We start from the raw sequence: 26,479 nt of genomic DNA on the forward strand, positions 1-26,479 counted from the left end.
TGGATATCAATGTAACAATAGATGTTGCATTCGTCTAGTAACTGAGTAAGTTGCGTGACTGTTGCCGTCCTTGCAGGAGATCAAACATGTCAGACACGCGCCTCCCCGTTACCGTCCTCTCTGGATTTCTTGGGGCGGGTAAAACAACGCTTCTGAACCGGGTGTTGAATAACCGTGAAGGTCGCCGGGTTGCGGTCATTGTCAATGACATGTCCGAGGTGAACATCGACGCTGATCTCGTGCGGGCAGACACGGAGCTGAGCCGCACCGAAGAGACGCTTGTGGAGATGTCGAACGGCTGCATCTGCTGTACATTGCGTGACGATCTGTTGGATGAGGTGCGAAGGTTGGCAGCGGAGAGCCGCTTCGATTACCTGCTCATTGAATCCACCGGGATTTCTGAACCGCTTCCCGTCGCCGCCACTTTCGACTTTCGCAACGCAGTCGGCGACAGCCTGTTAGACGTGTCCCGACTGGATACAATGGTAACGGTTGTCGACGCGGTGAACCTGCTGAACGATTACTCCAGTCATGATTTCCTGAAAGATCGTGGTGAGACGCTGGGCGAAGAGGATGACCGGACGCTTGTCAATCTACTGGTCGAGCAAATTGAATTCGCCGATGTGGTTATCCTGAACAAAGTGACCGATGCAGGGCCAGAGCGTACGGACGCCGCGCGCAAGATCATCCGCAGTTTGAACGCCGACGCCAAGATCATCGAAACGGACCATTCCGATGTCGCTGCCGACGCGATCCTTGATACTGGTATGTTCGATTTCGAGAAGGCGCATGAGTATCCGATGTGGGCGAAGGAGCTTTATGGCTTTGCCGATCATACGCCAGAGACCGAAGAGTATGGCGTCGCGTCTTTCGTCTATCGTGCCCGGTTGCCGTTCATTCCAGAGAAGATACTGAGCGTCCTGAACGATGAGTTGCCCGGCGTTATACGTGCAAAGGGGCACTTCTGGATATCAACCAGACCCGTTTGGGTGGCCGAGTTCTCGCTTGCAGGAGCCTTATCGAGCGTCAAGCCGCTTGGCACCTGGTGGGCTTCGGTGCCGAAAGAGAATTGGCCCGATCATGAAAGCGCGCGAAACTACATGCAGCAACACTGGCAAGAACCATGGGGTGACCGGCGGCAGGAGATTGTGTTCATTGGCACCGGTATTGACTGGCCGTCCCTTAAGGCGCGGCTGGATGCGTGCCTGGTACCTGTCACTGCGACAAGTGGGCCAGATGATTTGCCAAACTATCCTGATCCGTTTCCAGCATGGCGACGGCAGGAAGAAGCGGCATGACGATTGCGCGTGCCCTGGTCAGGAATGCGGCAATTGGCGTTGCCGTTGGTGATAAGCCCGAAGACCTCAGGACATTTCAGCAACCCGGTTGCGCTGCTGCGATCTGGCGCAGGCAACCGATGCCCAAGTTCCAGAGCTGGATCAATGCTCTCGACCCATCCATGCTGCCACAAGGACGGATTGTCTTGCGACCCAATGCGGTGCCGTCTGCGCTCAAAGTGCTTTGCGATGTGGCAGAAACGCCAGACTGCGGCGAACGCGATCAACTCATCGGTGATGTCAGCGCTTTGGCCCGGATGTTCACCGAACTGATGAACACGCCCTATCTCCGCTTGCGTCTTCAAGCCGTCACAACAAATGCCTGTCGTAAATTCCATATCGACGCGATCAAAGCACGGCTTGTCTGCACGTATCGAGGTCGGGGAACGCAATACGGGATTTCAACTGACGGCCGGGATCCTGCGCGTGTCTTCTCAGTCGCAACTGGTGCGCCGATCCTTTTGCGGGGTACGCTTTGGCCCGAGAAACCGGCGTCAGGTCTGTTGCATCGCTCACCTCCCATCGAAGGCACGGGAGAGACACGTCTCGTACTCGTCTTAGATGTCGTTGATCGCCCGGAGGGTGAGATTTGACCCGCAACCTCGGATCGACCTCCCTTAATCGTAAACGCCGCGCCGCTGATCCTATGCGTAGCTACGATGCTTTGCCCGCGCCACTTAGAAACTGGCTTGCGCAAGCGACGCTTCCTTGGTCCCCCACCTCAGCCCGCCGTGTATGGAACCGTGCATGTGCGAAGGGTCTCAGTCCCGAAGAAGCACTCACCTTTTTGTCGCAAGCGGAAGCCCGCACCTTGGCGCGCGACCGCTTCGCCAACACCAACCATCTGCCAACACAGTTCTGAAGGAACCTTTATGTCGATATTCACCCGCATGACTGCCGCCGTGCTCATCGCGCTTGGCACCGCTACGCCTGCCGCTGCGCAGGACGATACGCTTACCATTTCCGTCACCTTTGGCCCCACGGCCGAGGTGCCGGACCCGCGCGCTGGTTATAACGGCTGGATGTCCAACCAGACCGGCGTCACGGAAACGCTGATGGGTATTGACTATGATCTGAACCTTTATCCGCGCTTGGCCGAAGCGATCGAGCAGGCTGGACCCACAACCTGGCGCGTGTCTCTGCGCGAGGGGCTGACATTCCACGATGGCACACCCGTGACCGCGCAAGCTGTTATTGATGCAATTGCCCCGATCTCTGACGAGAATGATCCTGCATTCAACAAGCGCATTGCGGGTGTTCTTGATCTTGCAGGCATGTCTGCGGATGGTGACCGTGTTGTGGTTTTTGAGACCAACAGCCCAAATGCCGCATTCCAATGGAGCCTGTCTGATCCCGGTGTCGCGATACTTGGCACGCCGTCAGAGGCCTTCCCGATCAACGCAACAGGCCCTTACATTTTCCGCGAGGCCGTTCCCGAACAGTCGTATCGTGTTGAGGCAAACGCCGACTATCGCATGGGCGAACCGGGCTTTGACGAAGTGCGCGTTGTCGCCTCGCCTGACCCGGCCACAGCTTCCTTGGCTTTTGAAGCTGGTGACGTCGATATGGTGATCAACTACCCCGAGACGGATTTTGCGCGCATCCAAGAAACAGGCGCACAAGGCTTCACGGCACCGACAGCGCGGCTCTATTTCTATTCGATGAACGCGGCCTCTGGACCGCTGGCCAACCCGTTGATCCGACAGGCCGTTTCTCTGGCGATTGACCGGGATGGCATCGTCGAGGCTGTTCTTTCCGGCGTTGGCGGTGTGCCTGCGGGCACTATTTACCCAGCAGGTAAAAGTTGGGCTGCTGATATCGCGCCGACCTATGATCCTGTACGGGCGGAGGAACTGCTGGCTGAAGCTGGAGCGATCAAACAGGGCGGGACGTGGATGCTTGATGGCGCACCGCTTGAGATCGAGATCCTGACCTATTCCTCTCGCGCGGCACTCCCTCCTACGGCGGAGATTACACAAGCCTTCCTGCAACAGATCGGCATCACAGCGTCGGTGCGCGTGGGTGAGTACGGCGCAAGCAACGATGCGCTGAAGGCCGGCGACGGTGACATGTTCCTACAAGCATGGGTGATGCTGCCACAGGGCGATCCTGCCTCGATCCTGGGTTTCTTGTTGGCCAGCGACGGCGGCTCGAACGCTGGGAACTATGCCAATCCAGCGCTTGACGCCCTTCTGGTCAAAGGACAAACCACGTTCGAACAAGCCGAGCGCGAACGGATTTACGATGAGGTTCAGCAGATCATTGCCACCGATGTTGCGCTTATCCCCGTGTTTCATGTCAGCCAAGCCGTTGTGGCGCGTGCCGGTCTGACCGGCTATCAGGTCCACCCGACCGAGACCTACTGGATCACGCACGAGACACGCTTCGCCGAATGACACTTCACGCCCACGGGCTGAGCGCAGAGCGTTCGGGCCAGATCATACTTCATCCCACGAATGTGGACTTTAAGCCCGGCGAACGCGTCGGGCTTGTAGGTCGCTCAGGGTCCGGCAAGTCGACCCTTGGGCATGAACTGGTGGACGCGTTGCGCGCGCGAGGGGTCAGCGTGTCCCATGTCCCGCAAAGCCCGGATGAAGCGCTCGATCCGCTCCGGTCGATGATGTTTCATTGGCAGGAAGCAGAGCGGGCCTTGGGGCTTGCTCCGGACGCTATGCGCCGCGAGATGCTGTTCAAAGCCCTTCAGATCGAGCAAGGAGACTTACGCAAGCGCCCCTGGGGCTGGAGCCGCGGGATGCAGCAGCGCTTTGTCATTGCAATGGCTTTGTTTGGCGCGCCGGACCTGCTGGTTATGGACGAACCGACGTCAGCGCTGGACCCGGTGGTGGCAGCCGGGACCATGGACTTGCTTGATGAATGTCTCACAGACCGACAAACCGCTCTCCTGCTGATCACGCATGATCTGGGGCTTGCTGCGCGCCGCGTATCCAGACTAATGGTGATGGAGGCAGGGCGCATTGTTGAGGATGCACCGACCCGACAGTTTCTCGCATCACCCGAAACACGAGCAGCAAAAGCCCTTTGCGCGCACCGGAATTGGCTGGAACTGCCATGCTGACGGTCGACAATATCTCTGTCAGACGCGGCGTTTCAACGGCGCTCCAGCAGGTCTCTTTCTCACTCGAAGCCGGACGCACACTTGCGGTGGTCGGGGAAAGCGGTGCGGGCAAGTCCACCCTTATAGGCGCAATCCTCGGGCTGGTCCGCTGTTCAGCGGGTAGCGTGTCTTGGAATGGCGCGCCGGTTTCGCTGTGCCGCCCCGCGCTCGTGATGCAGGAACCGCGCGCGGCTTTTAATCCGCGCCTGGAGCTGCGCCGCTCCGTTATGGAACCGGTTGTCGCGCACCAGCTGGCGGTGAACGCAACTCAAGTGGAAAAGCTGTGCACGGCCCTCGAAGTGCAACCTGACCTGCTGGACCGTCGTCCTGATCAGGTCTCCATCGGGCAGGTGCAACGCGTGGGCATTCTTCGCGCTCTGATCGCCGCCCCGCCATTGATTTTGTTTGATGAGCCGCTGTCAGCCCTTGATGCAGTCACGCAAAAGCACACCGCGCGCCTGATTGCTGACATGCAGGCACAGAAGGGGTTTGCAGCGCTGATTGTGACACACGATCTGGGGTACGCGGCGGCTTTTGCCGATGAGATTGCCGTGCTGCGGGCAGGTCAAATTGAAGAATTGGCGTCCGCATCAGCCTTTGTCGACGCACCGCAGACGGCGTATGGGCGAACGCTCCGCGATGCCGCATTTGCCCTCGGCGCGCTGGAGCATGTGGCATGATTGGTGTTTTCGCCGGTCTTATACTACGCGCAATGGTCGTTCTAACGGGGGCGGCTTTGGCGACATTCGCACTATTGTGGCACGCGCCGGGCGATCCTGCTTTAGCGATTGCAGAAGCACGGTATGGCCAGAACGTGTCCAAAGAAGTTCTGGATTTCATCCGTGCCGAGGCCGGATTTGACGACGGGTTCTGGACCGCGTTCTGGGCTTGGCTCGCCCCCCTCATGCAGGGTGATTTCGGGCAGTCCTCTGTCAACGGGCGTGACGTCTGGCCTGACCTCGTGACAGCCATGTCCTACACATTCCCGCTTGCGCTTGTCAGTCTTGGGATCGGTCTTGCTGTCTCGGTGCCCCTCGCTCTGATCGCCACGCGCAGACCCGGCAGTTGGCTGGATCGTGGAGCCGTTGCTCTCGCCTCAGTCGGCGTTGCGATCCCAGCGTTTTGGCTGGGACTGCTGTTGATCCTGCTCTTTGCCGTACAGCTTGGCTGGTTGCCCGCCATGGGGGCCGAGACGACCACGCATAGCTTCCTGCCCGCAATGACGCTGGGGTTCGGTGTTGCGGCCTCGCTGACACGTATCATCCGCTCGGGCATCCTCGAGGCGCGGGGACAGCCGTTCCTGCCCGCCTTCTCCCGGCGCGGGATCACCGGGCGCGACATCGCCCGTGATCATGTTGCCCCCCACGCCGCTGTACCGGTTGTCACGGTCCTTGGACTGGAACTCGCCTTTCTGCTCGAAGGGTTGGTCGTCGTTGAGGTGATCTTTGCGCGCCCCGGTCTCGGAAGCTTTCTCGTCAATGCAATTTTTGCCCGCGACTTCCCGAAAGTGCAGGCTGTCGTGATCCTGACCGCGGTGATCTTCGTGGTGGTGAACCTGACGATCGACCTGATCTACCGCAGCCTTGATCCACGGGTGAGTGAACACAATGCGTAGCGTCTATGTTCTGGTCATCGTTTGCCTGTTGCTTGCGGTATTCGGCCCGATGCTCGCGCCCCATGATCCGACGGCTATCAACATTCCCAACCGGCTAAGCCCACCCGGCGGCGAATGGCTGCTTGGCACGGATGCACTGGGCCGTGACATTCTCTCAAGGCTTCTGCACGGTGCGCGCTGGTCGCTTGGTCTGGCTTTTTTGGTTTCACTGCTGGGGCTGATCATCGGTACAACGATTGGCCTGATCGCGGCCCAGGGGGGCGGTTGGCCGACTGGATTGCCATGCGCATGACGGACACGTTTCTAGCCTTCCCAGAGCTGATCGCGGCTGTGGTGATCGCAGGCGTCCTCGGGGCAAGCACGGGCTCGCTCATCTTTGCGCTCACGGTTACAGGTTGGATGCGCTACGCCCGCGTGGCCCGCGGCATTGGTCTCTCCGTTGGCAACAGGGGCTATGTCGTGCAGGCGCGGCTTGCGGGTCTTTCGCCGCTTTCCATTGCGCGCTGGCACTATCTGCCGTCGCTGCTGCCATCGCTTACGGTGGTCTGGACCGGGATGCTCGCTCGCGCAATTCTGGGCATTTCCACCCTTGGCTTTCTGGGCTTCGGCGTGCAGCCTCCGATGCCGGAATGGGGGACGATGTTATTGGATGCGCGAATTCACATGCGTTCCACCCCATTGCAGATGATCTGGCCCGGACTTTGTGTGGTGATCTCAGTTCTCGCGATTAATCTGGCCGGAGATGTACTGCGCGATGCGCTCGCCGAGCAGGAAGCAAAAACGTGACGCAGCCTGACAATCCATCGTTTGGGATCATGCTGCGTCTCCTGTCGGGTATCTTGTTCACCGGCATGGTCGTCTGCGTGAAGGCGCTGAGCGATGCCGTACCGCTTGGTCAGATCGTATTCTTCCGATCCTTCTTCGCGCTGATCCCGCTGGTGATCTTTCTTATGGTGCGTCATGAGTTCCCCGGGGGGCTGCGCACGACCCGCCCCATCGGTCATCTGGTGCGCTCTTTCTTTGGCGCCGCGGCGATGTTTACGTCGTTCGCCTCGGTTGCCCTCTTGCCTCTGGCTGAAGCAGTCCTTCTCGCACAACTCGCGCCTGTCCTAACGGCAATCACTGCTGTGATCGTTCTGTCTGAAGGGCTTACAAGATGGCGCGTGCTCGGGCTCGCCTTCGGGCTGGCTGGTGTGCTCGTCCTTGTCTGGCCTGACATTGGCGGTGGCATGGTCGATGCGCAACGACTGCTTGGGATTGGTCTGGGACTTTTAACGGCGCTCTTGACCGCCTTCGCTCTGATCATGGTCCGTAGTCTCACTCGGACAGAAAGCCCCGGGGCAATTGCATTCTACTTCGTGGTCGCGTCCATGGCGGGTGGTATAGTGACCCTGCCTTGGGGCTGGGCGCTCCCGGACGGTCAAACGCTGATGCTGCTGGTGCTTGCGGGCCTCTTCGGCGGTTTCGCGCATATCGCAATGACGCTCTCTTTTCGCTACGCCGAAGCGTCCAGACTTGCGCCTTTCGAGTACGTCGCCCTTCTTTGGCCAGTTCTTGCGGATTTGCTCATCTTCGGCCTGCCGTTGGCAACAAGTTTTATATTGGCCTTGCCGCTCGTGGTGATTGGTGCAGCGATTGCAGCGTTAGAGAAAAAAGCAACACCACGCAGCGACTGAAAAGCGGGGGGCATTCATGTTTCACATATCTGACTAAAATTGTCAGATTGACATATCCGAGTAAATTACTCAGTTTACCCCAGACAGCCAGCCACCGAATCTGGGGCAAGCCAAACACCCAGAACCCTGAAGGGGGTGGACTGATGAAGCTCGCCTATGCACATGCTGAAAACACGGGATCGGATTGGCGGGGAACCTTCTATGTTGCTTTCAAGTCGGGTTTTCCAAGCGCCTTCAACATCGAGTGGCTTATCGACAAGGCCGAACGCGGTGAATGGGGTGGGCTATGGTGGTGAGCGTTGCCAGAGAACTCTCTGTCCGTCTCGAGGATACTCTGCCGGTATATGAGGCGACCGACCTCACTAATGGCGGCGACCTTGCTAAAATCAAATTGGAAGATCAGCTTTATACACTTCGCATTACCCGTGCAGGCAAGCTGATCCTGACGAAATGAACGCGATGGTTCCTCATCGTGTTGGTGCGCCTGTCTCTTGGTGGGTTGGCGCAAGACTTTGGCCTCGTACTCAAACGCATGACCATCAAGGCCAAGCAACCGGTCTCAAAACCAACAACACTTCACTGAAGAGGACAATATTTATGAAAATTTTCACCCTTGCCACGTGTGCTTTGGCTCTTGGCCTTGGCACCGCAGCCATGGCGGACGGACATGCCGACAAAGCGGCAGTGCTCGACACCTATGCCGACATCGCAGAAGCCAACTATACAGACAGCCTGATCACCGCGCAGCGTCTTGAAGCAGCGGTGGATGCGCTATTGGCAAATCCTTCGGCTGAAGCTCTGGAAGCCGCTAAGTCAGCTTGGTTGGCCGCCCGCGTGCCTTATCAGCAAAGCGAGGTCTTTCGCTTTGGCAACGCCATCGTCGATGACTGGGAAGGCAAGGTAAATGCCTGGCCGCTGGATGAAGGTTTGATTGACTACGTGGATGCGTCCTACGGCGGTCCGACCGATGAAAATGAAGCTGCAGTGTTGAACATCATCGCCAATGCCAACTTTACGCTTTCTGGCGAAACCGTTGATGCGTCGACCATTACGCCCGCTTTGTTGGAAGACACGCTTCAAGAAGCGGATGGCGTCGAGGCGAATGTGGCAACCGGCTACCACGCCATCGAGTTCCTGCTGTGGGGGCAAGACCTGAACGGCCACGGTGCCGGGGCGGGCGACCGTCCTTGGACCGACTACGCGGTGGATGACGCGTGCACCGGCGGCAACTGCGATCGTCGCGGTGAATACCTGAAAGCTGCAACCGATCTTTTGGTTTCAGACCTTGAATGGATGGTGTCGCAGTGGGGCGAAGGTGGCGCAGCGCGGGCTGACGTTATGGCAGATGCCGATGCGGGCATTGCCGCCATCCTGACGGGTATGGGGTCATTGTCCTACGGTGAAACCGCCGGTGAACGAATGCGCCTTGGTGTGATGTTGAACGACCCGGAGGAAGAGCATTCCTGCTTTGCCGACAACACGCACAACGACCACTTCTTCAACGGTGTTGGCATTCAGTCTGTTTACCTGGGCCACTATACCCGGATCGACGGCAGCGTTGTCGAGGGTCCATCCCTTTCCGATCTGGTCGCGTCACTGGATGCTGATCTTGATGCTGAAATGCAAACCAAGCTCTCGGCGGCGGTTCTGGCACTCGGGCGGATCAAGACCGCAGCAGAGGCCGGGTTCAGCTACGACATGATGCTGGAGCGTGGAAACGAAGCGGGCGAAGCCCTGATCATGGGCGGTGTGAACGGATTGATCGACCAAACCCGTAGCATCGAGCGTGTGGTGGCAGCCCTCGGCACGTCCATTGAGGTCGAAGGGTCCGACAGCCTCGATGATCCCGACGCCGTGTTCCAATAAAGCCAACAAGGGTTCGCCGCCATGATCATATGTCATTGCCAAAATATCTCCGATCACGACATTCACTCGGCCATCGACTGGATGAGAGCGGCGGACCCAGAAACCCTCATCACCCCAGGCAAGATCTATCGCGCTTTGGGCAAAGCCGCCGATTGTGGCGGGTGTGTTCCCTTGTTCCTTGGAACAATGCGCCAGAACCCAAATCTGGAAATCCCAAATCTTCAACCCATGCAACTTCGCGATACCTGCGAAGCCACACAGGAAACCAAAAATGAACGGCGACAAACAAGTAATTCAGTACCTTAACGACGCATTACGTAGCGAATTGACTGCCGTCAGCCAGTATTGGTTGCACTACCGGATGCAGGAAGACTGGGGCCTTGGCCATATGGCCAAAAAGTCCCGTGAAGAAAGTATCGAAGAGATGAACCACGCGGACAAACTGATCGCGCGCATCCTGTTTCTGGGCGGTCACCCTAATCTGCAAAAGCTAGATCCGCTGCGGATCGGGCAGACGCCCAAAGAGACACTTGAATGCGATCTGGCCGCCGAGCATGGCGCGCGCGAGCTGTACACCAAGGCGTACAAGCATTGTGAAAGTGTCGGCGATTTTGTCACCAAAGGCATTTTCGAAGAACTGCTGAATGATGAGGAAGGTCACATTGACTTTCTTGAAACACAACTCGATCTGGTCGCGAAACTCGGTGAAGAAAAATATGCACAGCTCAACGCATCAAAAATGGATGAAGCCGAGTAAACTTGGGCTCTGCGCCATTGTCCTGGGGTCTGCCCTTGTGGCGGGCCCCCTTGATGAACCGCATCTGAACATCATCCCGCGCACCGACGCTGAAGCAACCCGTGTTGCGATGGTGACGGCCTTGGCCACCGAATTTGATGCAGCGCAGCCCTTTGAGAAGAACGCCGCCGGGGCTGCAACAGTGCGGGCCATGGCCACCGCAAACGCGTTTTCCCAGCCATCGGGCAACATCGCGTTTGAGGATGAACTGACCTTTAAGGTGGGGAACGGGTTGTTCCGCAAGTTGTGGGTTTCATCCCCGTCATCGACGTTGGCGTCCGATGGGTTGGGCCCCCTTTACAACGCCCGATCCTGCCAGCGCTGCCACATCAAGGACGGCCGTGGACATCCACCGGAGGGCTCTGACGACAACGCCATCTCGATGTTCCTGCGCTTATCCATACCGGCAGATTACTCGGCTATGACCAAAGAGATCGAAGGCTATCTCGCAACATTGCCCGATCCAACCTACGGCACACAGTTGCAGGACTTTAGTGTGGCCGGGCACCCTGCGGAATACAGCCTTGAGGTTGAGTACGAAGAAATCGAAGTACCGCTTTCCGGCGGCGAAACCGCCTATCTGCGCAGCCCGACATATCACGCTGCCGATCTTGGTTACGGGCCGCTGCATCCAGATGCCATGCTCAGCCCCCGCGTCGCACCACAAATGATCGGGCTTGGCTTGCTCGAAGCAATTCCCGCCGCAAATATTATGGATTTGGCGGACCCCGATGACGCAGACAGCGATGGTATATCCGGCCGCCCGAACATCGTCTGGTCCATTGAGTACGACCAACCCATGCTGGGGCGCTTTGGCCTCAAGGCGGGCAGTCCCACGGTGCGCGAGCAATCCGCTGGGGCCTTTGCAGGTGATATCGGCATCTCTAACCCTCTGTTCCCCACTGCTTGGGGCGAGTGCACCCAAGTGCAGTCTACGTGTCGGGCGGCCCCACATGGCGACGGTGACGACCGCGAATTTGAGATCGACGCCGAAGGGTTGGAATTGGTAACTTTCTATAGTCGTAATCTGGGCGTTCCTGCGCGCCGGGATGTGGATGATCCGGAAGTCCTGCGCGGTAAGGAAGTGTTCTACTCAACAGGCTGTACCTCCTGCCACCAGCCGTCTTTTGTGACCCACCGCCTCGAAGGTCAGCCCGAACAGAGTTTCCAGCTGATCTGGCCCTACACCGACATGCTGCTTCATGACATGGGACCGGGGTTAGCAGATAATCGGCCAGAGGCACGGGCGACTGGCACCGAATGGCGGACGCCGCCTTTGTGGGGTGTCGGTTTGACCGAGCAGGTTTCGGGACATAGCTATTTTCTACACGATGGTCGCGCACGGTCTCTCTTGGAAGCCATGCTCTGGCATGGGGGAGAAGCGCAGGCCCAAAGGGATGCGGTGGTCGAAATGTCACCTGCTGACCGCGAGGCTTTGATTAGATTTGTGGAGAGCTTGTAATGCGCCGATTGCTCATCGCCCTTGTTTTCTTCTCACTACCTGCACAGGCAGATGTGCCGGATGTGCGTGCGATTATTGAGAACCATGTTATGCCGCGCTACCAAATCCTTGTCGCCGAAACAAATGACCTCGCCGAGATCGCATCACAGGACTGCGCATATCAAAACCAAGATCTGATTGCCGCCTTCCATGACGCGTTCGACGCATGGGTGCGCGTCAGCCATCTACGCTTCGGCCCCTCCGAGCAGGATGATCGTGCCTTTGCTTTGGCATTTTGGCCGGACCCGAGGGGATCAACACCACGCGCACTCGGCACGCTGATCGCCGAGCAAGACCCAGCGGTATCAAGCCCCGAAGGTTTTGGCGCGATCTCAATCGCGGCGCGTGGTTTCTATGCGCTGGAGTTCTTGCTGTTTGATGCACAATTCCTCGATCCGGAAAACGCCGACTACCACTGTGCCTTGGTAAGGGCGGTGACGGATGATATTGCCATGAACTCCGCCGCAATCCTTGCAGGTTGGGACGCGGGATATGCTGATTTGATGTCGGACCCCGGGAACGATACCTACCAAACGCCCCAAGAGGCTGCTCAGCAACTTTTCACCGCGCTTTCTACCGGCTTGGAATTTACGTCGCAGGCACGGGTCGGCCGCCCAATGGGAACCTTTGACCGACCGCGTCCAAACCGCGCCGAGGTCTGGAGGTCAGGGCGATCATTGCGTCATGTCATTCTGGCCCTGACGGCGACGCGCGAGTTGGCTTTACTGATGTCGAACGGCGACGAGGCGCTCGACGCAGCCTATGGGGTGGCGATCCAACAGGCGAACAGCCTCAACGACCCCGTCTTTGCCGCGGTCGTAGATCCTCAAGGACGCTTTCGGGTCGAGGTGCTTCAACAAAGCATTGATGCAATCCGAAGTATCCTTGCTGAAGAAGTTGGGCCTTCTTTGGGAATTGCCGCCGGTTTCAACTCTTTGGATGGTGACTGATGGCAACGCGGCGCGCATTCATCGCGGGACTGTTGTCCACCGGGTTGGCGCCCAAGCCATCTTGGGCCGAAGCAGGAAGCCCGGCGTATTTGTCCGCCGCGATGAAACCGGATGGCCGCTTCGTTCTTTGTGGACTAAGCGAAAGCGGCGCGATCACTTTTGAAATCCCTCTCCCATCACGAGGCCATGCAGCTGCCGCGCATCCGTTGCGTCCAGAAGCTGTGGCCTTTGCGAGACGTCCGGGGACCTACGCCATCGTTCTTGACTGTCGAAATAGCGCAGTAAGGGCAATACTGGAGGCACCCCCGGGGCGGCATTTTTACGGGCACGGGACGTTCTCTTCTGACGGTGAACTCCTGTTCACCACAGAGAATGACTATGAGGCAGCGGCAGGTGTCATCGGCGTTTGGGATGCGCGCAGTAATTACCAGCGTATCGGCGAGTTCTTATCCGGCGGGTTGGGCCCGCACGATATCAAGCTGATGCCTGACAGAGACACTCTTGTTGTCGCCAACGGCGGGATCGAAACGCATCCGGACACTGGACGCACCAAGTTGAACCTACCCACTATGCGCTCGAACCTGAGCTATTTGACGCTGGATGGGTCAGTTGAAGCGCAAATACATCTGGGTGCGGCGCATCAGCGGAATTCCATACGGCATCTGGCTGTCTCGGATAGTGGCGATGTCGCATTTGCGATGCAATGGCAGGGTGACTTGAACACAGACCTCCCGCTTCTTGGCGTGCATCATGGCGATACAGAACGTTTGGAGTTGTTAGAGGAAGCATCGGTTAGGGCGATGCAGGGATATCTTGGCAGCATCGCTTTCAACAGCAGCACCAGTCAGATCGCTACGACATCTCCTCGAAGCGGGCTTGTCCAGTTTTTTGGGCAAGATGGCTTGAACCACAGTTCCCATCTGGCTGATGTTTGTGGCGTCGCTGCGAGCCGAGCAGGTTTCATTGTTACAACTGGTACAGGGGAAATCCGCGAAACCACAAACGTCGAAACCAAGCACCAGATGGCTTGGGACAATCATCTGATCGCAATCTGAGGCCGCCAGAGCTGCGGTTGTGCTACAGGGCCACTTTTCCACGACCAATGTCTGCTTGGCGTGCTCTGCGGCCACTTGTGTAATTTGCAGCATTTCGGAGACATGGGCCCAGCACCCACAGTCGCCACATAGACCCGCTTTGGAAGATTGTCTGTCTTCCGATAGGTCTCCGCTGCTTTGTTCGGCGGAGCGGACAGGCACCGTATCCGTTCGGTTCCTCCCTTCCAAACCAATCACCAGCGACACGTTGGCAGAGAGTTTTCATCGTCTGAGGCCAATCTGCCTTCAAGAGCCGACCGACCGCGGCCGTGTTGCATGTGCATTCAGCCGCACTGGGCCCAAAGTGACCGATGCCACTTGCCATTGGTTTGTTAACTGCTGGCACCAGTACCTGCAGCGGAATAGCGATTGACCTCAATTCTTAGTTGGGTCAGCATGGAAGTGTCAGGGGCGCCGCAAGGCTGAGATGCACCCTTTGAACCTGAACCGGATAATGCCGGCGGAGGGAGGCACCATCGGACCCTGAGGGGTTTGGCGCGTCTTTCCGTTTTTGTGAAAAGGAAAGAACGCATGACACCCAATGCTGCTTTTGATGCCTTGCGTGTGCAGGCGCCATTGGTCCATTGCATCACCAACTATGTTGCCATGAACATTGCGGCGAATGTGACCTTGGCCGCGGGCGCGTCACCGGCGATGATCCATGCGCCCGAGGAGGTAGCGGATTTTGTGCCCGTCTGTGGCGCGCTGACGGTGAATATCGGCACCCTATCCGCCCCATGGCTGGAAAGCATGAAAGTAGCTGTCGCCGCGGCGGGCGCGGCCAACGTGCCGTGGGTACTGGACCCGGTTGCTCATTTCGCGACGCCGTACCGGGCCCGCGCCGCGCAGGAGCTGCTGGCGCTGCGCCCGGCGGTTGTGCGGGGCAATGCGTCCGAGATTGTGGCCCTTGCGGGCGGGGTTGGGTCCGGCAAGGGGGCCGATAGCGGTGACAGTGTCGCCGATGCGCAGAGCTTGGGCGTGGGCCTTGCCCGCAGCCAGACCTGTGTCGTGGCGGTTTCGGGGCCTGTAGATTTCATCACTGACGGCACCCGAAGTGCGACGGTTACCGGTGGCTCAGATTTGATGCCCAAGGTCACGGCGCTGGGCTGTTCGCTTACGGCGCTGGTCGGGGCCTATGCCGCTGTGGCGCCGCGCCTTGAGGCGACGCTTGCTGCGTTTGTCCATTTTGCCGAAGCGGGCGCGCGGGCGGGTGCCCAGGCGCGGGGGCCCGGCAGTTTTGAGGTGGCGTTCCTCGATGCGCTGCATACGCTTCAGCCGGGTGATCTGGACGAGGGGCGTGTGTCATGGTTGTAACGCCCGAGCGCCTGCGGCTCTACCTTGTCACCGACCCGCGCCGTTGTCCGGGCCCGCACTTGATTGAGACTGTGGCCGCTGCGGTTCGCGGTGGCGTGACATTCGTTCAGTTGCGCGACAAAGACGCCTCAACCCGCGATCGTATCGCGGTGGCGCGCGCCCTCAAAACCGTGCTTGCCGATACCGGTGTCCCGCTGGTCATCAACGATGATCTGGACGCGGCATTGGAAGCTGACGTGGACGGCGTCCACATTGGCCAAGACGACGTAAGCCCCGTGGTGGCGCGTCAGCGGCTGGGGTGCGGCAAGATCATCGGGCTGTCCTGTGAGGAGCCCGCGCAGGTTGCGGCGGCGGGCGCGGATCGTGCCGACTATCTCGGCCTTGGGACCGTCTTTCCGACCTCAACCAAAGCGGACCACAAGCCGACGGTTGGGATGGCTGGCCTGTCCGAAATGGTGCGTCTGGCGCAGGTTCCGACCGTGGCCATTGGCGGGTTGAACACGGCGCATGCGACAGATGTGCTCAGGACCGGATGTGATGGCATCGCAGTTGTATCCGCGATTTGCGGTCAGCCTGATCCGGAACATGCGGCGCGCGCGCTTGGCCGCGCCTTGCAGTCTGGGAATGAGGCTTCGATATGATCGGGAATGTATTGACTATAGCAGGCTCTGACCCGTCGGGCGGTGCAGGGATCCAAGCCGATCTTAAGGCCTTTGCGGCCAATGGGGTCTACGGGATGGCGGCGATCACAGCGCTGACCGCGCAGAATACGCAAGGGGTAAGCGGGGTCGAGCTTGTCCCGCCGGCGTTTGTGCGGGCGCAAATTGAGACTGTGTTTGCTGATGTGCGCGTTGATGCCGTTAAGATCGGGATGATCGCGACGGCCGAGATAGCGCGCGCGGTGGCCGATGCCTTGTCAGGCCATGCAGGCATTCCCATTGTGTTGGACCCGGTGATGGTCGCAAAGGGCGGCGCGCCTTTATTGCAAGACGATGCGATGGAGGCCCTGCGCACCGCCCTTGTGCCCTTGGCGACAGTCTTGACCCCGAACTTGCCCGAGGCCGCACGGTTGTTGCAACTGCCAGAAGCGCGCGACCGCAATGCGATGGCGCGGCAGGCTCGCGCGCTTGCCGACTTGGGCCCGCGTGTCGCGCTTGTCAAAGGGGGCCATCTCGTGGGTCGCGAAAGTCCCGATGTCTTGTGGGATGGTACCACGCTTCATTGGTTTGAGGGCGCGCGCACTGACACCAAGAATACCCATGGAACCGGCTGCACCTTGTCATCGACGATTGCAGCGCAGCTTGCCCAGGGTCTGACGCCAAGCGCTGCCGTGGCGCGCGCCAAGCAGTACGTGTCCGGCGCGATTGCAGCGGCGGACCTGCAGACGGTCGGGCAGGGCCATGGCCCCGTTCATCATTTCTACGAGCTTTGGAAGGATAAAACATGAGCAAAGCACTCAGCGAACAGACCGTCCTCGTCACCGGTGCCGGGCGGGGCTTGGGCGCCGCCATCGCAAGCGCTTTCGCCCGCGAAGGTGCCAAGGTGGTGATCAACTACCGCAACAGTCAGGTTGCGGCTGAAAATCTCGCGGCTGGCCTTGGGAAACATGCGGTAGCCTTGCAAGCCGATGTGCAAGACGCGGGCGCGGTGGCGCAGATGGTCAAAAAGGCCGAAGCACATTTCGGACCCATCACCACCGTCATCCACAATGCATTGGCCGACTACAGCTTTAACGGCGATGACCGATCCCCCATCGCGGCGCTGACAGCCGCAGAGATGCTGTCGCAGCACAGTACCGCTGTTCTTGGGGCATTGAACGTCATTCAGGCCACGACGCCAGCGATGGCAAGAGCCGGTTTTGGACGGATCGTCACCATCGGTACGAACCTCGTCCAGAATCCGGTGGTGCCATACCATGACTACACCTTTGCCAAGGCGGCCTTGCTTGCATTGACGCGCACGACCGCCGCCGAATTGGGCCCGAAGGGTATCACTGTAAATATGGTCTCAGGTGGTTTGCTGAGGACCACCGACGCCAGCGCCGCGACCCCGGAAGAGGTTTTTGACTATATCGCGGGCGTCACCCCGCTGCGGTCGGTCACTACACCACAAGAGGCGGCGGACGCCGTTCTTTTCTTTGCGAGTCCTTGGGCCCGAGCGGTGACTGGTCAGAACCTCCTGGTCGATGGTGGTCTCGTGTTTGGATGAGACGGGCAGAAGCAGCCATTCAAAGCCGAAGCGTCAATTGCCGCTACTCCAGCTGCGTTGCGCCATACGGTATTTCACCTATGCAGGGGTCTTTACGTTGCGTGTGCGCGCAGCAAAAAATCCGGCCTCACAGGTTGGGCGTCTTCGACACCTTCGCTGCGATCCGAGCGACGGCCTGCTCTGCGAATTGGCTGAATTTGGGTCAGTGTTGTGACGTGAAGATCAGACATATCTGGCGTTCAACACAAGGGTCGGAAGATTGGAGAGGTCTGTTTCCGGATGCACTCAGATCCATCATAAGGCGAAGCCTACCCTGTTCTGCAATCATTGAGAGAATCACGCCGCCCCGCTAGAATGTTTCGACTATCGCAACAATCTGCCGTGATTGCTCGGTTTTACCTAGCCGTTACATGGCTGTCACATCGCTGCAAAAAAGCGTGTCTAGCGTCCGGCAAGTTGCGAACCACCAGCAAGGAGCCAGTGTGATGAAAGACCAGAATACTTACGATCTATCATGGGATGATTGGGACGAACTGCAACGCCCTGCACCCGAACAGACCGATTTTGATGCTGTTGTCGAAGCTGCGATTTCGCGTCGCGGTTTTCTGACCGGCGTGGTGGCCTACGGCTCAGGCGCCGCGGTGATGGGGACCGGTTTGCTGTCCGGTACATCCGCCAAGGCGCAAACCGCCAGCCGCTTTGGTTTCACCCCGATCCCGGTCCAGACGGACGGGACGGTGCATGTACCAGAGGGCTATACCTGGGCACCTGTGGCACGTTGGGGTGATCCGCTGTTCTCGGACGCCGAGGCGCTGAGCCAGGACACAGGTGTTAGTGTCGCAAGCTCTGATCGTGTGTTTGGTGAAAACACCGACGGTATGGAGGCCTTTGTCGTGGGCAACCGTCAGGTCATCGCAGTGAACCATGAATATGTGAACACCAAGGTCAACCTGCCAATGAATGAAGAGGGTGCCGTGACCAGCGCTGACGACGTGCTGACATTGCAGAACATGCAAGGTGTGACCGTCATGGAAGTCGCTGAAGGGCCCGATGGCTGGGGTATTGTCGTCGATAGTGAGCTGAACCGTCGCATCACACAGAATACGCCCATGGAATTGCGTGGTCCTGCCGCCGGTCACCCGTTGCTGCAAACAGCGGCTGATCCTGCGGGAACAACTGTTTTGGGTACAATGAACAACTGTGGTGCAGGCAAAACGCCGTGGGGCACGTACCTGACCTGCGAAGAAAACTTCAACGGTTATTTTGGATCGACAGATGATGCTTTTGCGCTGCCCGAGGATTATGCCCGCTATGGTATCGGCCTTGAAGGGCGCTATGCCTATGAAACCTACGATGCCCGCTTTGACGTGAGCCAAAACCCCAATGAGCCGCACCGCTTTGGCTATATCGTGGAAATTGACCCAACCGATCCCACCTCGACACCGATCAAGCACACCGCGCTGGGCCGTTTCAAGCATGAAAATGCAGCGACTGTGATCGCGCCGGATGGCCGCGTGGTTGTCTATATGGGCGACGACGAACGGGGCGAGTTCATGTATAAATACGTCTCCAATGGCGTCTACACGCCCGGCGGACCGACGTCCGACCTCTTGGATGACGGTCAGCTTTATGTGGCCAAGTTCAACACAGATACCACCGGCGAATGGGTCGCGCTGACACCTGAGGCGACGGCGATGGATGCGGCAGAAATCGCGATTTACACCCGCATGGCGGCGTCCAAAGTGGGTGCGACAACCATGGATCGCCCGGAATGGGTGGCGGTGAACCCGGTCGCGGTTGAGGGTTATTGCTGCCTGACCAACAACTCGCGCCGCGCGCCTGACTTCACCAACGCGGGCGGTGATCCGGCCTATGCTGTTCACAACTCGCCCAACCCGCGCAACGAAAACCGCTATGGTCAGATTGTGCGTTGGCGGCCCGCGAATGACGACCACGCGTCGGATAATTTCACATGGGATTTGTATGTGATGGCGGGCAATCCGACCGTACATGATGATATCTATGCGGGTTCGTCGAACGTGAACGAAGGTAACCTCTTTAACTCACCTGATGGGATGATGTTCGATAGCACTGGTTTGCTGTGGATCCAGACCGATGGCGATGACAGCAACGAAGAGGACTTCGTCGGCATGGGGAACAATCAGATGCTTGCGGGTGATCCAGTCACAGGCCAGATTGAGCGGTTCCTGACCGGGCCAAAAGGGTCGGAGGTCACCGGACTGACTTGGTCTGCCGATAAACGCACGATGTTTGTGGGTATCCAGCACCCTGCCGCACCTTTCCCCGATGGCGACGGGATGCTGCCACGCTCATCCATCATCGCAGTGAAACGCAGCGATGGTGCGATGGTGGGCTAACAGCTACTTTGAAGACGTATGAAAGGCGGGCCGCATTGGTCCGCCTTTCGCTATTCAATTGGCAAGCGACGTCCTAACCAAAGTCGACGTTGTCGATGCAAGAAAAGCCTGACATCGCGAACATGTCGATGAACATCGTGTCAAACTCGGCCCGATCGTCTGTCGAGAAAGTGCCATCCGGTGTGGCGATTGTGCCTTCAAATGCCGTGACGATGTTCAGGTCTGCACCGTCATCCATTGCCTGCATGTCGCCAAAGTCAAACCGGTCAAAGATGCCTTCAAACATCGTGGACAGGTCAACAGGTGCTGGCGTGGGGGCTGCACCCTCCAATGACCCGCCACTGGCCGCTTCGGTCACGGTCTCATCATCATTGGTGGCCGTGCCGCCCGCGGTAAAGTTGCCCTCGCCGTCAACCTCCACGCTCGGGCCGTCGGGACCGGAGGTTGCGGTGACAGTTCCGCTGCTGGTTGTCGTGCCAGTTGTGACAACGGGCACCTCATCTTCTACATCATCAGTGGGAGGGACGGGGGCGGGCTCCTCTACCGCTACATCATCTTGCACTGGCGCGGCTGCGACAACGGGTGCCTCTTCTACAACCGGCTCTTCCTCAGTAGATGCCGGCGCGACGACGGGCCCGTCATTTTCGGACAGGACCAACTGCATACCCTCCTGCTCTGGGGTGTCACTGACGGCGTCCGTACGACCAAAGTTCTGCGTGATCATTACACCATCATAGCCCTGAAAGTCGCCTGTTTCGACGCCGATCCCGATGTCTTCCAGGTCGGGGTTCAGAATGTTGGCGCGGTGGCCGGGGCTGTTCATCAGGCTTTCGTGGATGTCGGCCACGTCGTCGGCGATGCCCGGGGCACCACGTTCACTTTGCCAGCCGATGTTTTCGGCAGTACGCCAGCTGCCCTCCAAACTATAGTCCGAGGCATCAATGCGGTCGTTCGAACTCGATCCGCCGACGCCAGTGTGGCTAAAGATATCGTTATCGAGCATCCAACGGCTGTGATCCTCGCTGGATGCGTTCAGGTCATTGTTAATGGCCAATGGATCGAGACCGCGTGAGGTGCGTTCTTCGTTGATCAAGTCCAGCATTAGCAGTTCGACTTCATTTGCTCGACTCATATTGCTTCCTTTTTCGTTACGCTATGCGTCAAGACGCAGTTAAGTGGTCCGCCAAACGCAGGTTTGGCAGTTAGGTAAGCCCCGAATTGAGTGGGTAGGGCCCGTTCACGACAAACCCTGTTTGGGTCGGTGGGTTGCCGTTGGGCGGACCCTAAAATCCGTGCGCGGCGCGGTTCAAATCACGAACAGCCCCAAAGGGACATCCGGCGGTGATTGGCCGGAATGCCAAATTGGACGGGCATAAATCCTCTTGTCCGACCTTCCGTGCTAGCGATGCTGATCAACCAAAATAGGGTTGCCATCTGGGTCCATCACAACAAAGCTGGCCGGGCCAGTGGTGGCCTCATCGGCTTGCGTCACAAAAGTGATACCCGCTGCCTTCAGCTTTTGCTGAAGAACCCGGACGTCGTCAAACTCATCAAGCTCCTGAATGCTTTGATCCCAGCCGGGGTTAAACGTCAGCGTGTTGGCGTCAAGCATCCCCGCAAAAAGCCCGATCACGGTTTCGCCGTTGCGCAGGATCAGCCATCCTTGTGTTTCGTCGCCACCAAAAGGCTCAAAGCCAAGTTTGGCGTAAAATGCTTTTGAGACCGCAATGTCGTTGACCTTGAGGCTGAGTGAAAATGCTCCTAGTTTCATCTATTCATCCTTTCAAATCCGGGGCTAAGCATACCACAAGCGGTCCCGTTGACGAAGTGTCGGCCTGCGGCAGAGATGAAAAATCGGTGATGGCACCTAAAGCGATCACCGACCCCTTGATTTCCACCGCGTTTCCCAATACATCGCCCGCGATGTTGGACCGGGCCGCTTGTGGCCCCTCAGAATTAAGGGCCCTGCAAAATGGCAAAGGAAAAGTTTGAACGTAATAAGCCGCACGTGAACATTGGCACGATTGGCCACGTTGACCACGGCAAGACGACACTGACAGCGGCGATCACGAAGTACTTTGGTGACTTCCAGGCCTATGACCAGATCGACGGCGCGCCCGAGGAAAAGGCCCGTGGGATCACGATCTCGACCGCGCACGTTGAGTATGAGACAGAAGCACGTCACTACGCCCACGTCGACTGCCCCGGCCACGCCGACTACGTCAAGAACATGATCACCGGTGCGGCGCAAATGGACGGCGCGATCCTGGTTGTGAACGCTGCTGACGGCCCGATGCCACAGACCCGCGAGCACATCCTTTTGGGCCGTCAGGTGGGCATCCCTTACATGGTTGTCTACATGAACAAGGTCGATCAGGTGGACGATGAAGAGCTCTTGGAACTGGTGGAAATGGAAATCCGCGAGCTTCTGTCCTCTTACGAATACCCTGGCGACGACATTCCCGTGATCCCTGGTTCGGCCCTGGCCGCGATGGAAGAGCGTGATGACAACATCGGTAAGGAATCCATCGAAAAGCTGATGGCGGCTGTTGATGAATACATCCCAACACCGGCCCGTGCGGTTGACCTGCCGTTCCTGATGCCGATCGAGGACGTCTTCTCGATCTCTGGCCGTGGTACTGTTGTGACCGGCCGTGTTGAGCGTGGCGTGATCAACGTGGGCGACGAGATCGAAATCGTTGGTATCCGCGACACATCCAAGACGACCTGCACAGGCGTCGAGATGTTCCGCAAGCTGCTGGACAGCGGTGAAGCTGGCGACAACATCGGTGCGCTTCTGCGCGGTGTTGACCGTGAAGGCGTTGAGCGTGGCCAGATCCTGTGTAAGCCAGGTTCCGTGAAGCCACACACCAAGTTCGAAGCCGAAGCCTATATCCTGACCAAGGAAGAGGGTGGCCGTCACACGCCATTCTTTGCCAACTACCGTCCACAGTTCTACTTCCGTACGACTGACGTGACCGGCACGGTTGAGCTGCCCGCGGGCACAGAAATGGTGATGCCGGGCGACAACCTGAAGTTCAACGTCGAGCTGATCGCACCGATTGCGATGGAAGACGGGCTGCGCTTCGCCATCCGCGAAGGCGGCCGCACCGTGGGTGCGGGCGTTGTGTCCAAGATCGTTGAGTAATCACGACCTATCAAAGACGTAAGGTGGATCATGATCCACCTTACACCAAAGGCCGGCGCAGAAATGCGGCGGCCTTTTGGTTTGGCGACGATGTCTCAGTTCAGTGCCAAAGACTTGTTTGCGATAGCTGTACGAAGAACAGCGAGCCTCTCGGTCGAGACGCCTGAAATTGGGCCGAGTACCACAATTACTATTTTCAGTTCAGATGATTGAAGTATGTATCGGCTAGCTAAGTTTGAGAGGGTCTGGTGACAAAGGGTTTTAGAAAAATCAAAAATTGGCTCAAATTGAATGGCCGTAGGTTTTCTCGATACGCGAGGATATATTTTGACCAGTTGAGTGGGATGAACAAGCCACGTGTCTCGGATCGCGGTGTCTTGCCGATTTTTCTGATTTCGTTCAACCGTGGCGAAGTTCTTAAGCAGAGTATCGCGTTCTTTGAACGGCAAAACCGCGAAGTCCAGATCCTGGTGAATGACTTTGGTAGCGATGATCCGGACACTCTTGAAATACTTGATGATTTGGAAGCACAGGGTGTTCAAGTCTTTCGGAGGGAAAAGATCAAGACCCCCGATGATCTCAACTCTGTTGATGATGTAGTTCAGGAATTCATCACCAAAACAAATCATAAAGGTCGATATGGGGTGAGCGATTGCGACATTTGGTTTGACCAATCGTCTCCGGACAGTCTGGACGTATACGAAAGACTATTAGACTGTTTGCCAAGTGTTGATTGTGTAGGTCCTATGTTGCGTATTTCAGATATTCCGCACGACTATCCGTTATACGCACATGTCATGAACCGCCACATTGCCCAGTTTTGGCGGCATAAGCCGCTTTGGCTGAATGTTCACCAAAAAAGAATACCCTGTTTACCCTGCCTGATTGATACCACATTTGCAATCCACAGGGAGGGCAGTCACTTTCGACGTTTGAAGGAAGGTCTCAGGGTTTATCAGCCTTATGACGCGACGCATATTGATTGGTATCTCAGGGGTAATGAGTTTTGGGACTCTCAGTATTCCAAGTCTTCGAACGCTGACATTGCACATTGGAACAATGAAAAGTTCCAAGAATCCAAGCGAGATACTGATCTGATTTATGACAGCTTTTTTGACGTCAGTTGGGACGCGACCACCGGCGAAACGATCAAACGCTCATTGAGGTAGATGACCCATACAGGCTCGGGTGCTTTTGCGATTCACAGTCTGCACAAATTTCCGGCCTTTTACTGTTGATCAGGTCATTCGGGCTATAGATCTGAGAACCCGCAGACTGATTCACTGATTTCTCGTCAAACTAAGTCACAACTCTCTCTTGAATTTACCTATCGTTAACCAAGAAGGTTGCGCCTTAAATGGCGAGATTCAGTGCCGCCGCGCGACAACAGGGAATAGCGCAGCCTTTGAGCGGTCAAGCACTGACGATATGCCAAGAGAAAGTGGGACAGATGGCACATAAAATTGTCGTCGGCCTTGATGGGCATAGTTCGGGCTCCAAAGCTTTGGACTATGCGCAGAACATGGCAAAGCAGATCGGAGCTTGCGAGCTTTTGGTCGTCTACGTAATCGAATGGTCGCCCTTTTCATTCCAGACTGCAGAGGAAAATGCGCAGCGTCACAAGCGCCGTGAAGAAGAGATCACCATCGCGCAAGATCGGGTCTTGGATCCGGCACTGGCGCAAATCAAAGATGCGGGCCTCACCGCAAGTGGCATCGTGCGTCACGGCAATGTCGCTGACACCTTGGATGCCATCGCAAAGGAACAGGGCGCGGATCAGATCGTTGTTGGCCGCTCGGCTGAAGGTGGGATGACAACACGGATCTTTGGCAGCTCAACGGCCAATTTGGTCATGAACGCATCGGTGCCTGTCACCGTGATCGCTTAGGGGGCATCACTATGAATACTTTAACGAAACGCTTGGCTACTGCCGGTGCTGCATGCGCCGCTGCTGGTCCGGCACTCGCCCAAGAGGCGATGACACTTGATGAAAAGGTGAATGCAGGTTTTGCATCTGCCACCGGTTGGTTTGTAAGTTTCATTTTTGCGCCACTGCCATTTCAGATCAATGGATCCGACTTTCCATGGATTGTGATGTGGTTGGTTATCGGTGCGACTGTCTTTACCGTCTATTTTGCGGCTGTGCAGTTCCGCTTTTTTGGTCACGCGATCAGTCTGGTAAAAGGTGACTATTCCGATCCCAATGATGCAGGCGAAGTGAGCCACTTTCAGGCGCTGGCGACGGCCCTGTCGGGTACCGTTGGCCTTGGTAACATTGCGGGTGTTGCCGTGGCGGTCGGTATTGGTGGACCGGGGGCCACGTTCTGGATGATCCTTGCGGGCCTGCTGGGGATGGCATCCAAATTCACTGAATGCACCTTGGGCGTGAAATATCGCAATGAATACCCTGATGGCACAGTTTCTGGTGGCCCGATGTACTATATCTCAAAGGGTTTTGATGAATTGGGTTTGCCGGGCGGGAAAATCCTTGCCGTATTGTTCTCAGTCTTTTGTATCCTTGGGGCCTTGGGCGGCGGGAACATGTTCCAGGCCAATCAGGCACATGCGCAGATCACGCAGATCACCGGTGACTTCCCCGGCTGGATCACTGGCCTTGTGTTTGCCGCCGTGGTGTTCGCCGTTATCGTCGGCGGGATCAAATCAATTGCCAAAGTGACCGAGAAAGTCGTCCCCTTCATGGGCATTCTCTATGTTGGTGCGGCCATTGTCGTGCTGATTGTGAACTACGACATGATCGGCTGGGCCTTTGGGCAGATCTTTGCAGGTGCGTTTACGGGCCTTGGTGTTGCCGGCGGTTTGGTCGGTGCGTTGATCCAGGGCTTCAAGCGTGCGGCCTTCTCGAACGAGGCGGGCGTGGGTTCTGCGGCGATTGCGCACTCTGCGGTGAAAACCAAAGAGCCGATCACCGAAGGGTTCGTATCCTTGCTGGAGCCGCTGATCGACACTGTTGTGATCTGTACGATGACCGCTTTGGTCATCATCATCTCGCAACAGCTGATTATTGATGAAGCGACAGGCAACTACATGCTGAATGAGGCGGGCAGTGCCATTGCAACGGTTGATGGCAACGGCGGTGTTGCACTGACATCAGCAGCCTTTGGTTCGGCGATCAGTTGGTTCCCGTTTGTCTTGGCAATCGCGGTGATCCTGTTTGCCTTCTCGACCATGATCTCCTGGTCGTATTATGGGCTGAAGGCGTGGACCTACCTGTTTGGCGAAGGCAAGGTGACAGAGCTGATCTTCAAGATCATCTTCTGCATCTTCATTGTCATCGGTGCCGCAGCCAGTCTTGGACCTGTCATCGACTTTTCGGATGCTGCGATCTTTGCGATGGCGGTGGTCAACATCTTCTGCCTGTACTTCCTGATGAAAGTGGTGCGGGCAGAGTTGAACTCTTACAGCGCACGTCTGAAGTCTGGAGAGATCAAGAAGTTCAAGCACTGATATAGGTGCCACATGA

At 57.4% G+C, this 26,479-nt stretch carries 30 protein-coding genes and 1 riboswitch; of the genes, 27 read left to right on the plus strand and 3 right to left on the minus strand.

Going from position 1 to position 26,479, the window contains the following annotated elements:
• Window positions 1-86 precede the first annotated feature (86 nt).
• From ACZ1G5_RS10765 to ACZ1G5_RS10870, 22 genes are all read left to right on the plus strand, one after another.
• Complete coding sequence (locus tag ACZ1G5_RS10765; RefSeq protein ID WP_472732833.1) at window positions 87-1,298, plus strand: GTP-binding protein; 1,212 nt, start codon at window positions 87-89, stop codon at window positions 1,296-1,298.
• Window positions 1,295-1,930: a DUF1826 domain-containing protein gene (locus tag ACZ1G5_RS10770; RefSeq protein WP_472732834.1), complete on the plus strand. Its 636-nt coding sequence runs from the start codon at window positions 1,295-1,297 to the stop codon at window positions 1,928-1,930. The genes ACZ1G5_RS10765 and ACZ1G5_RS10770 overlap by 4 nt, the downstream gene beginning before the upstream one ends.
• Entirely contained in the window at window positions 1,927-2,199 is a 273-nt protein-coding gene (locus ACZ1G5_RS10775; RefSeq protein WP_472732835.1) for a DUF6525 family protein, read from the plus strand. The genes ACZ1G5_RS10770 and ACZ1G5_RS10775 overlap by 4 nt, the downstream gene beginning before the upstream one ends.
• A gap of 10 nt (window positions 2,200-2,209) precedes the next feature.
• On the plus strand, window positions 2,210-3,733 hold the full coding sequence (locus tag ACZ1G5_RS10780) for an ABC transporter substrate-binding protein (protein WP_472732836.1): 1,524 nt from the start codon (window positions 2,210-2,212) through the stop codon (window positions 3,731-3,733).
• Window positions 3,730-4,413, plus strand: coding sequence for an ATP-binding cassette domain-containing protein (locus tag ACZ1G5_RS10785; RefSeq protein WP_472732837.1), 684 nt, complete (start codon window positions 3,730-3,732; stop codon window positions 4,411-4,413). The genes ACZ1G5_RS10780 and ACZ1G5_RS10785 overlap by 4 nt, the downstream gene beginning before the upstream one ends.
• On the plus strand, window positions 4,392-5,132 hold the full coding sequence (locus ACZ1G5_RS10790) for an ABC transporter ATP-binding protein (protein ID WP_472732838.1): 741 nt from the start codon (window positions 4,392-4,394) through the stop codon (window positions 5,130-5,132). Before ACZ1G5_RS10785 ends, ACZ1G5_RS10790 begins: the two co-directional genes overlap by 22 nt.
• Entirely contained in the window at window positions 5,129-6,067 is a 939-nt protein-coding gene (locus ACZ1G5_RS10795; RefSeq protein WP_472732839.1) for an ABC transporter permease, read from the plus strand. The genes ACZ1G5_RS10790 and ACZ1G5_RS10795 overlap by 4 nt, the downstream gene beginning before the upstream one ends.
• Entirely contained in the window at window positions 6,060-6,359 is a 300-nt protein-coding gene (locus tag ACZ1G5_RS10800) for a hypothetical protein (RefSeq protein WP_472732840.1), read from the plus strand. Before ACZ1G5_RS10795 ends, ACZ1G5_RS10800 begins: the two co-directional genes overlap by 8 nt.
• Window positions 6,332-6,853, plus strand: coding sequence for an ABC transporter permease (locus tag ACZ1G5_RS10805; RefSeq protein WP_472732841.1), 522 nt, complete (start codon window positions 6,332-6,334; stop codon window positions 6,851-6,853). Before ACZ1G5_RS10800 ends, ACZ1G5_RS10805 begins: the two co-directional genes overlap by 28 nt.
• The gene (locus ACZ1G5_RS10810) at window positions 6,850-7,743 is read left to right on the plus strand and encodes a DMT family transporter (protein WP_472732842.1); all 894 of its coding nucleotides are present in this window, start codon (window positions 6,850-6,852) and stop codon (window positions 7,741-7,743) included. Before ACZ1G5_RS10805 ends, ACZ1G5_RS10810 begins: the two co-directional genes overlap by 4 nt.
• Window positions 7,744-7,886: 143 nt before the next feature.
• Complete coding sequence (locus tag ACZ1G5_RS10815; protein WP_472732843.1) at window positions 7,887-8,039, plus strand: hypothetical protein; 153 nt, start codon at window positions 7,887-7,889, stop codon at window positions 8,037-8,039.
• Window positions 8,030-8,197, plus strand: coding sequence for a hemin uptake protein HemP (gene hemP / locus ACZ1G5_RS10820; protein ID WP_472732844.1), 168 nt, complete (start codon window positions 8,030-8,032; stop codon window positions 8,195-8,197). The genes ACZ1G5_RS10815 and hemP overlap by 10 nt, the downstream gene beginning before the upstream one ends.
• 143 nt (window positions 8,198-8,340) lie before the next feature.
• Window positions 8,341-9,609, plus strand: coding sequence for an imelysin family protein (locus ACZ1G5_RS10825; RefSeq protein ID WP_472732845.1), 1,269 nt, complete (start codon window positions 8,341-8,343; stop codon window positions 9,607-9,609).
• 21 nt (window positions 9,610-9,630) lie between these two features.
• The gene (locus tag ACZ1G5_RS10830; RefSeq protein ID WP_472732846.1) at window positions 9,631-9,915 is read left to right on the plus strand and encodes a (2Fe-2S)-binding protein; all 285 of its coding nucleotides are present in this window, start codon (window positions 9,631-9,633) and stop codon (window positions 9,913-9,915) included.
• Window positions 9,881-10,366: a bacterioferritin gene (gene bfr / locus ACZ1G5_RS10835; RefSeq protein ID WP_472732847.1), complete on the plus strand. Its 486-nt coding sequence runs from the start codon at window positions 9,881-9,883 to the stop codon at window positions 10,364-10,366. The genes ACZ1G5_RS10830 and bfr overlap by 35 nt, the downstream gene beginning before the upstream one ends.
• Window positions 10,353-11,867, plus strand: a complete 1,515-nt coding sequence (locus tag ACZ1G5_RS10840; RefSeq protein ID WP_472732848.1) for a di-heme oxidoreductase family protein — start codon at window positions 10,353-10,355, stop codon at window positions 11,865-11,867. The genes bfr and ACZ1G5_RS10840 overlap by 14 nt, the downstream gene beginning before the upstream one ends.
• Window positions 11,867-12,856 carry an imelysin family protein gene (locus ACZ1G5_RS10845; RefSeq protein ID WP_472732849.1) on the plus strand — a complete coding sequence of 330 codons (990 nt, stop codon included), beginning with the start codon at window positions 11,867-11,869 and terminating at the stop codon, window positions 12,854-12,856. Before ACZ1G5_RS10840 ends, ACZ1G5_RS10845 begins: the two co-directional genes overlap by 1 nt.
• Window positions 12,856-13,911 (plus strand): DUF1513 domain-containing protein, encoded by a 1,056-nt coding sequence (locus ACZ1G5_RS10850; protein ID WP_472732850.1) that lies wholly within the window; start codon window positions 12,856-12,858, stop codon window positions 13,909-13,911. The genes ACZ1G5_RS10845 and ACZ1G5_RS10850 overlap by 1 nt, the downstream gene beginning before the upstream one ends.
• 436 nt (window positions 13,912-14,347) lie before the next feature.
• A riboswitch (TPP riboswitch) is annotated at window positions 14,348-14,436 on the plus strand.
• A 45-nt stretch (window positions 14,437-14,481) separates the two neighbouring features.
• On the plus strand, window positions 14,482-15,264 hold the full coding sequence (gene thiM / locus ACZ1G5_RS10855) for a hydroxyethylthiazole kinase (RefSeq protein ID WP_472732851.1): 783 nt from the start codon (window positions 14,482-14,484) through the stop codon (window positions 15,262-15,264).
• Window positions 15,255-15,905: a thiamine phosphate synthase gene (gene thiE, locus ACZ1G5_RS10860; RefSeq protein ID WP_472732852.1), complete on the plus strand. Its 651-nt coding sequence runs from the start codon at window positions 15,255-15,257 to the stop codon at window positions 15,903-15,905. Before thiM ends, thiE begins: the two co-directional genes overlap by 10 nt.
• On the plus strand, window positions 15,902-16,711 hold the full coding sequence (gene thiD, locus ACZ1G5_RS10865) for a bifunctional hydroxymethylpyrimidine kinase/phosphomethylpyrimidine kinase (protein WP_472732853.1): 810 nt from the start codon (window positions 15,902-15,904) through the stop codon (window positions 16,709-16,711). The genes thiE and thiD overlap by 4 nt, the downstream gene beginning before the upstream one ends.
• Entirely contained in the window at window positions 16,708-17,472 is a 765-nt protein-coding gene (locus ACZ1G5_RS10870) for a 3-oxoacyl-ACP reductase (protein ID WP_472732854.1), read from the plus strand. The genes thiD and ACZ1G5_RS10870 overlap by 4 nt, the downstream gene beginning before the upstream one ends.
• A gap of 92 nt (window positions 17,473-17,564) precedes the next feature.
• On the opposite strand, the gene ACZ1G5_RS10875 is transcribed toward ACZ1G5_RS10870, so the two are convergent.
• On the minus strand, window positions 17,565-17,702 hold the full coding sequence (locus ACZ1G5_RS10875; RefSeq protein WP_472732855.1) for a hypothetical protein: 138 nt from the start codon (window positions 17,700-17,702) through the stop codon (window positions 17,565-17,567).
• A gap of 255 nt (window positions 17,703-17,957) precedes the next feature.
• On the opposite strand from ACZ1G5_RS10875, the gene ACZ1G5_RS10880 reads away from it, so the two are divergent.
• A complete protein-coding gene (locus ACZ1G5_RS10880; RefSeq protein WP_472732856.1) occupies window positions 17,958-19,850 on the plus strand; it encodes a PhoX family protein in 1,893 nt (630 codons plus the stop codon).
• A gap of 73 nt (window positions 19,851-19,923) precedes the next feature.
• Here the strand turns inward: ACZ1G5_RS10880 and ACZ1G5_RS10885 are convergent, their stop codons facing one another.
• On the minus strand, window positions 19,924-20,982 hold the full coding sequence (locus ACZ1G5_RS10885) for a CAP domain-containing protein (RefSeq protein ID WP_472732857.1): 1,059 nt from the start codon (window positions 20,980-20,982) through the stop codon (window positions 19,924-19,926).
• Between the two features lie 267 nt (window positions 20,983-21,249).
• A complete protein-coding gene (locus ACZ1G5_RS10890) occupies window positions 21,250-21,621 on the minus strand; it encodes a VOC family protein (RefSeq protein WP_472732858.1) in 372 nt (123 codons plus the stop codon).
• Window positions 21,622-21,822: 201 nt separating this feature from the next.
• Here ACZ1G5_RS10890 and tuf point away from each other — a divergent pair, with 201 nt between their 5' ends.
• The 4 genes from tuf (at window position 21,823) to ACZ1G5_RS10910 (ending at window position 26,463) form a co-directional block, all read left to right on the plus strand.
• Window positions 21,823-22,998 carry an elongation factor Tu gene (gene tuf / locus ACZ1G5_RS10895; protein ID WP_472732182.1) on the plus strand — a complete coding sequence of 392 codons (1,176 nt, stop codon included), beginning with the start codon at window positions 21,823-21,825 and terminating at the stop codon, window positions 22,996-22,998.
• A gap of 344 nt (window positions 22,999-23,342) precedes the next feature.
• Window positions 23,343-24,167, plus strand: a complete 825-nt coding sequence (locus ACZ1G5_RS10900; protein WP_472732859.1) for a hypothetical protein — start codon at window positions 23,343-23,345, stop codon at window positions 24,165-24,167.
• Window positions 24,168-24,448: 281 nt separating this feature from the next.
• The gene (locus ACZ1G5_RS10905) at window positions 24,449-24,886 is read left to right on the plus strand and encodes a universal stress protein (RefSeq protein WP_472732860.1); all 438 of its coding nucleotides are present in this window, start codon (window positions 24,449-24,451) and stop codon (window positions 24,884-24,886) included.
• Between the two features lie 11 nt (window positions 24,887-24,897).
• A complete protein-coding gene (locus tag ACZ1G5_RS10910; RefSeq protein ID WP_472732861.1) occupies window positions 24,898-26,463 on the plus strand; it encodes an alanine/glycine:cation symporter family protein in 1,566 nt (521 codons plus the stop codon).
• Window positions 26,464-26,479: the final 16 nt, after the last annotated feature.

The sequence above is a fragment of the Yoonia sp. JB2-21 genome, assembly GCF_055693545.1.

What these genes read in the sequence shown, in the direction of transcription:
- ACZ1G5_RS10765 (WP_472732833.1), top strand. Translation starts at nt 87, where the DNA reads ATGTCAGACACGCGCCTCCCCGTTACCGTCCTCTCTGGATTTCTTGGG.
- ACZ1G5_RS10770 (WP_472732834.1), top strand. Translation starts at nt 1,295, where the DNA reads ATGACGATTGCGCGTGCCCTGGTCAGGAATGCGGCAATTGGCGTTGCC.
- ACZ1G5_RS10780 (WP_472732836.1), top strand. Translation starts at nt 2,210, where the DNA reads ATGTCGATATTCACCCGCATGACTGCCGCCGTGCTCATCGCGCTTGGC.
- ACZ1G5_RS10785 (WP_472732837.1), top strand. Translation starts at nt 3,730, where the DNA reads ATGACACTTCACGCCCACGGGCTGAGCGCAGAGCGTTCGGGCCAGATC.
- ACZ1G5_RS10795 (WP_472732839.1), top strand. Translation starts at nt 5,129, where the DNA reads ATGATTGGTGTTTTCGCCGGTCTTATACTACGCGCAATGGTCGTTCTA.
- ACZ1G5_RS10800 (WP_472732840.1), top strand. Translation starts at nt 6,060, where the DNA reads ATGCGTAGCGTCTATGTTCTGGTCATCGTTTGCCTGTTGCTTGCGGTA.
- ACZ1G5_RS10815 (WP_472732843.1), top strand. Translation starts at nt 7,887, where the DNA reads ATGAAGCTCGCCTATGCACATGCTGAAAACACGGGATCGGATTGGCGG.
- hemP (WP_472732844.1), top strand. Translation starts at nt 8,030, where the DNA reads ATGGTGGTGAGCGTTGCCAGAGAACTCTCTGTCCGTCTCGAGGATACT.
- ACZ1G5_RS10825 (WP_472732845.1), top strand. Translation starts at nt 8,341, where the DNA reads ATGAAAATTTTCACCCTTGCCACGTGTGCTTTGGCTCTTGGCCTTGGC.
- ACZ1G5_RS10830 (WP_472732846.1), top strand. Translation starts at nt 9,631, where the DNA reads ATGATCATATGTCATTGCCAAAATATCTCCGATCACGACATTCACTCG.
- bfr (WP_472732847.1), top strand. Translation starts at nt 9,881, where the DNA reads ATGAACGGCGACAAACAAGTAATTCAGTACCTTAACGACGCATTACGT.
- ACZ1G5_RS10840 (WP_472732848.1), top strand. Translation starts at nt 10,353, where the DNA reads ATGAAGCCGAGTAAACTTGGGCTCTGCGCCATTGTCCTGGGGTCTGCC.
- ACZ1G5_RS10845 (WP_472732849.1), top strand. Translation starts at nt 11,867, where the DNA reads ATGCGCCGATTGCTCATCGCCCTTGTTTTCTTCTCACTACCTGCACAG.
- ACZ1G5_RS10850 (WP_472732850.1), top strand. Translation starts at nt 12,856, where the DNA reads ATGGCAACGCGGCGCGCATTCATCGCGGGACTGTTGTCCACCGGGTTG.
- thiM (WP_472732851.1), top strand. Translation starts at nt 14,482, where the DNA reads ATGACACCCAATGCTGCTTTTGATGCCTTGCGTGTGCAGGCGCCATTG.
- thiE (WP_472732852.1), top strand. Translation starts at nt 15,255, where the DNA reads ATGGTTGTAACGCCCGAGCGCCTGCGGCTCTACCTTGTCACCGACCCG.
- thiD (WP_472732853.1), top strand. Translation starts at nt 15,902, where the DNA reads ATGATCGGGAATGTATTGACTATAGCAGGCTCTGACCCGTCGGGCGGT.
- ACZ1G5_RS10870 (WP_472732854.1), top strand. Translation starts at nt 16,708, where the DNA reads ATGAGCAAAGCACTCAGCGAACAGACCGTCCTCGTCACCGGTGCCGGG.
- ACZ1G5_RS10875 (WP_472732855.1), bottom strand. Translation starts at nt 17,702, where the DNA reads ATGTCTGATCTTCACGTCACAACACTGACCCAAATTCAGCCAATTCGC.
- ACZ1G5_RS10880 (WP_472732856.1), top strand. Translation starts at nt 17,958, where the DNA reads ATGAAAGACCAGAATACTTACGATCTATCATGGGATGATTGGGACGAA.
- ACZ1G5_RS10885 (WP_472732857.1), bottom strand. Translation starts at nt 20,982, where the DNA reads ATGAGTCGAGCAAATGAAGTCGAACTGCTAATGCTGGACTTGATCAAC.
- ACZ1G5_RS10890 (WP_472732858.1), bottom strand. Translation starts at nt 21,621, where the DNA reads ATGAAACTAGGAGCATTTTCACTCAGCCTCAAGGTCAACGACATTGCG.
- tuf (WP_472732182.1), top strand. Translation starts at nt 21,823, where the DNA reads ATGGCAAAGGAAAAGTTTGAACGTAATAAGCCGCACGTGAACATTGGC.
- ACZ1G5_RS10900 (WP_472732859.1), top strand. Translation starts at nt 23,343, where the DNA reads ATGAACAAGCCACGTGTCTCGGATCGCGGTGTCTTGCCGATTTTTCTG.
- ACZ1G5_RS10905 (WP_472732860.1), top strand. Translation starts at nt 24,449, where the DNA reads ATGGCACATAAAATTGTCGTCGGCCTTGATGGGCATAGTTCGGGCTCC.
- ACZ1G5_RS10910 (WP_472732861.1), top strand. Translation starts at nt 24,898, where the DNA reads ATGAATACTTTAACGAAACGCTTGGCTACTGCCGGTGCTGCATGCGCC.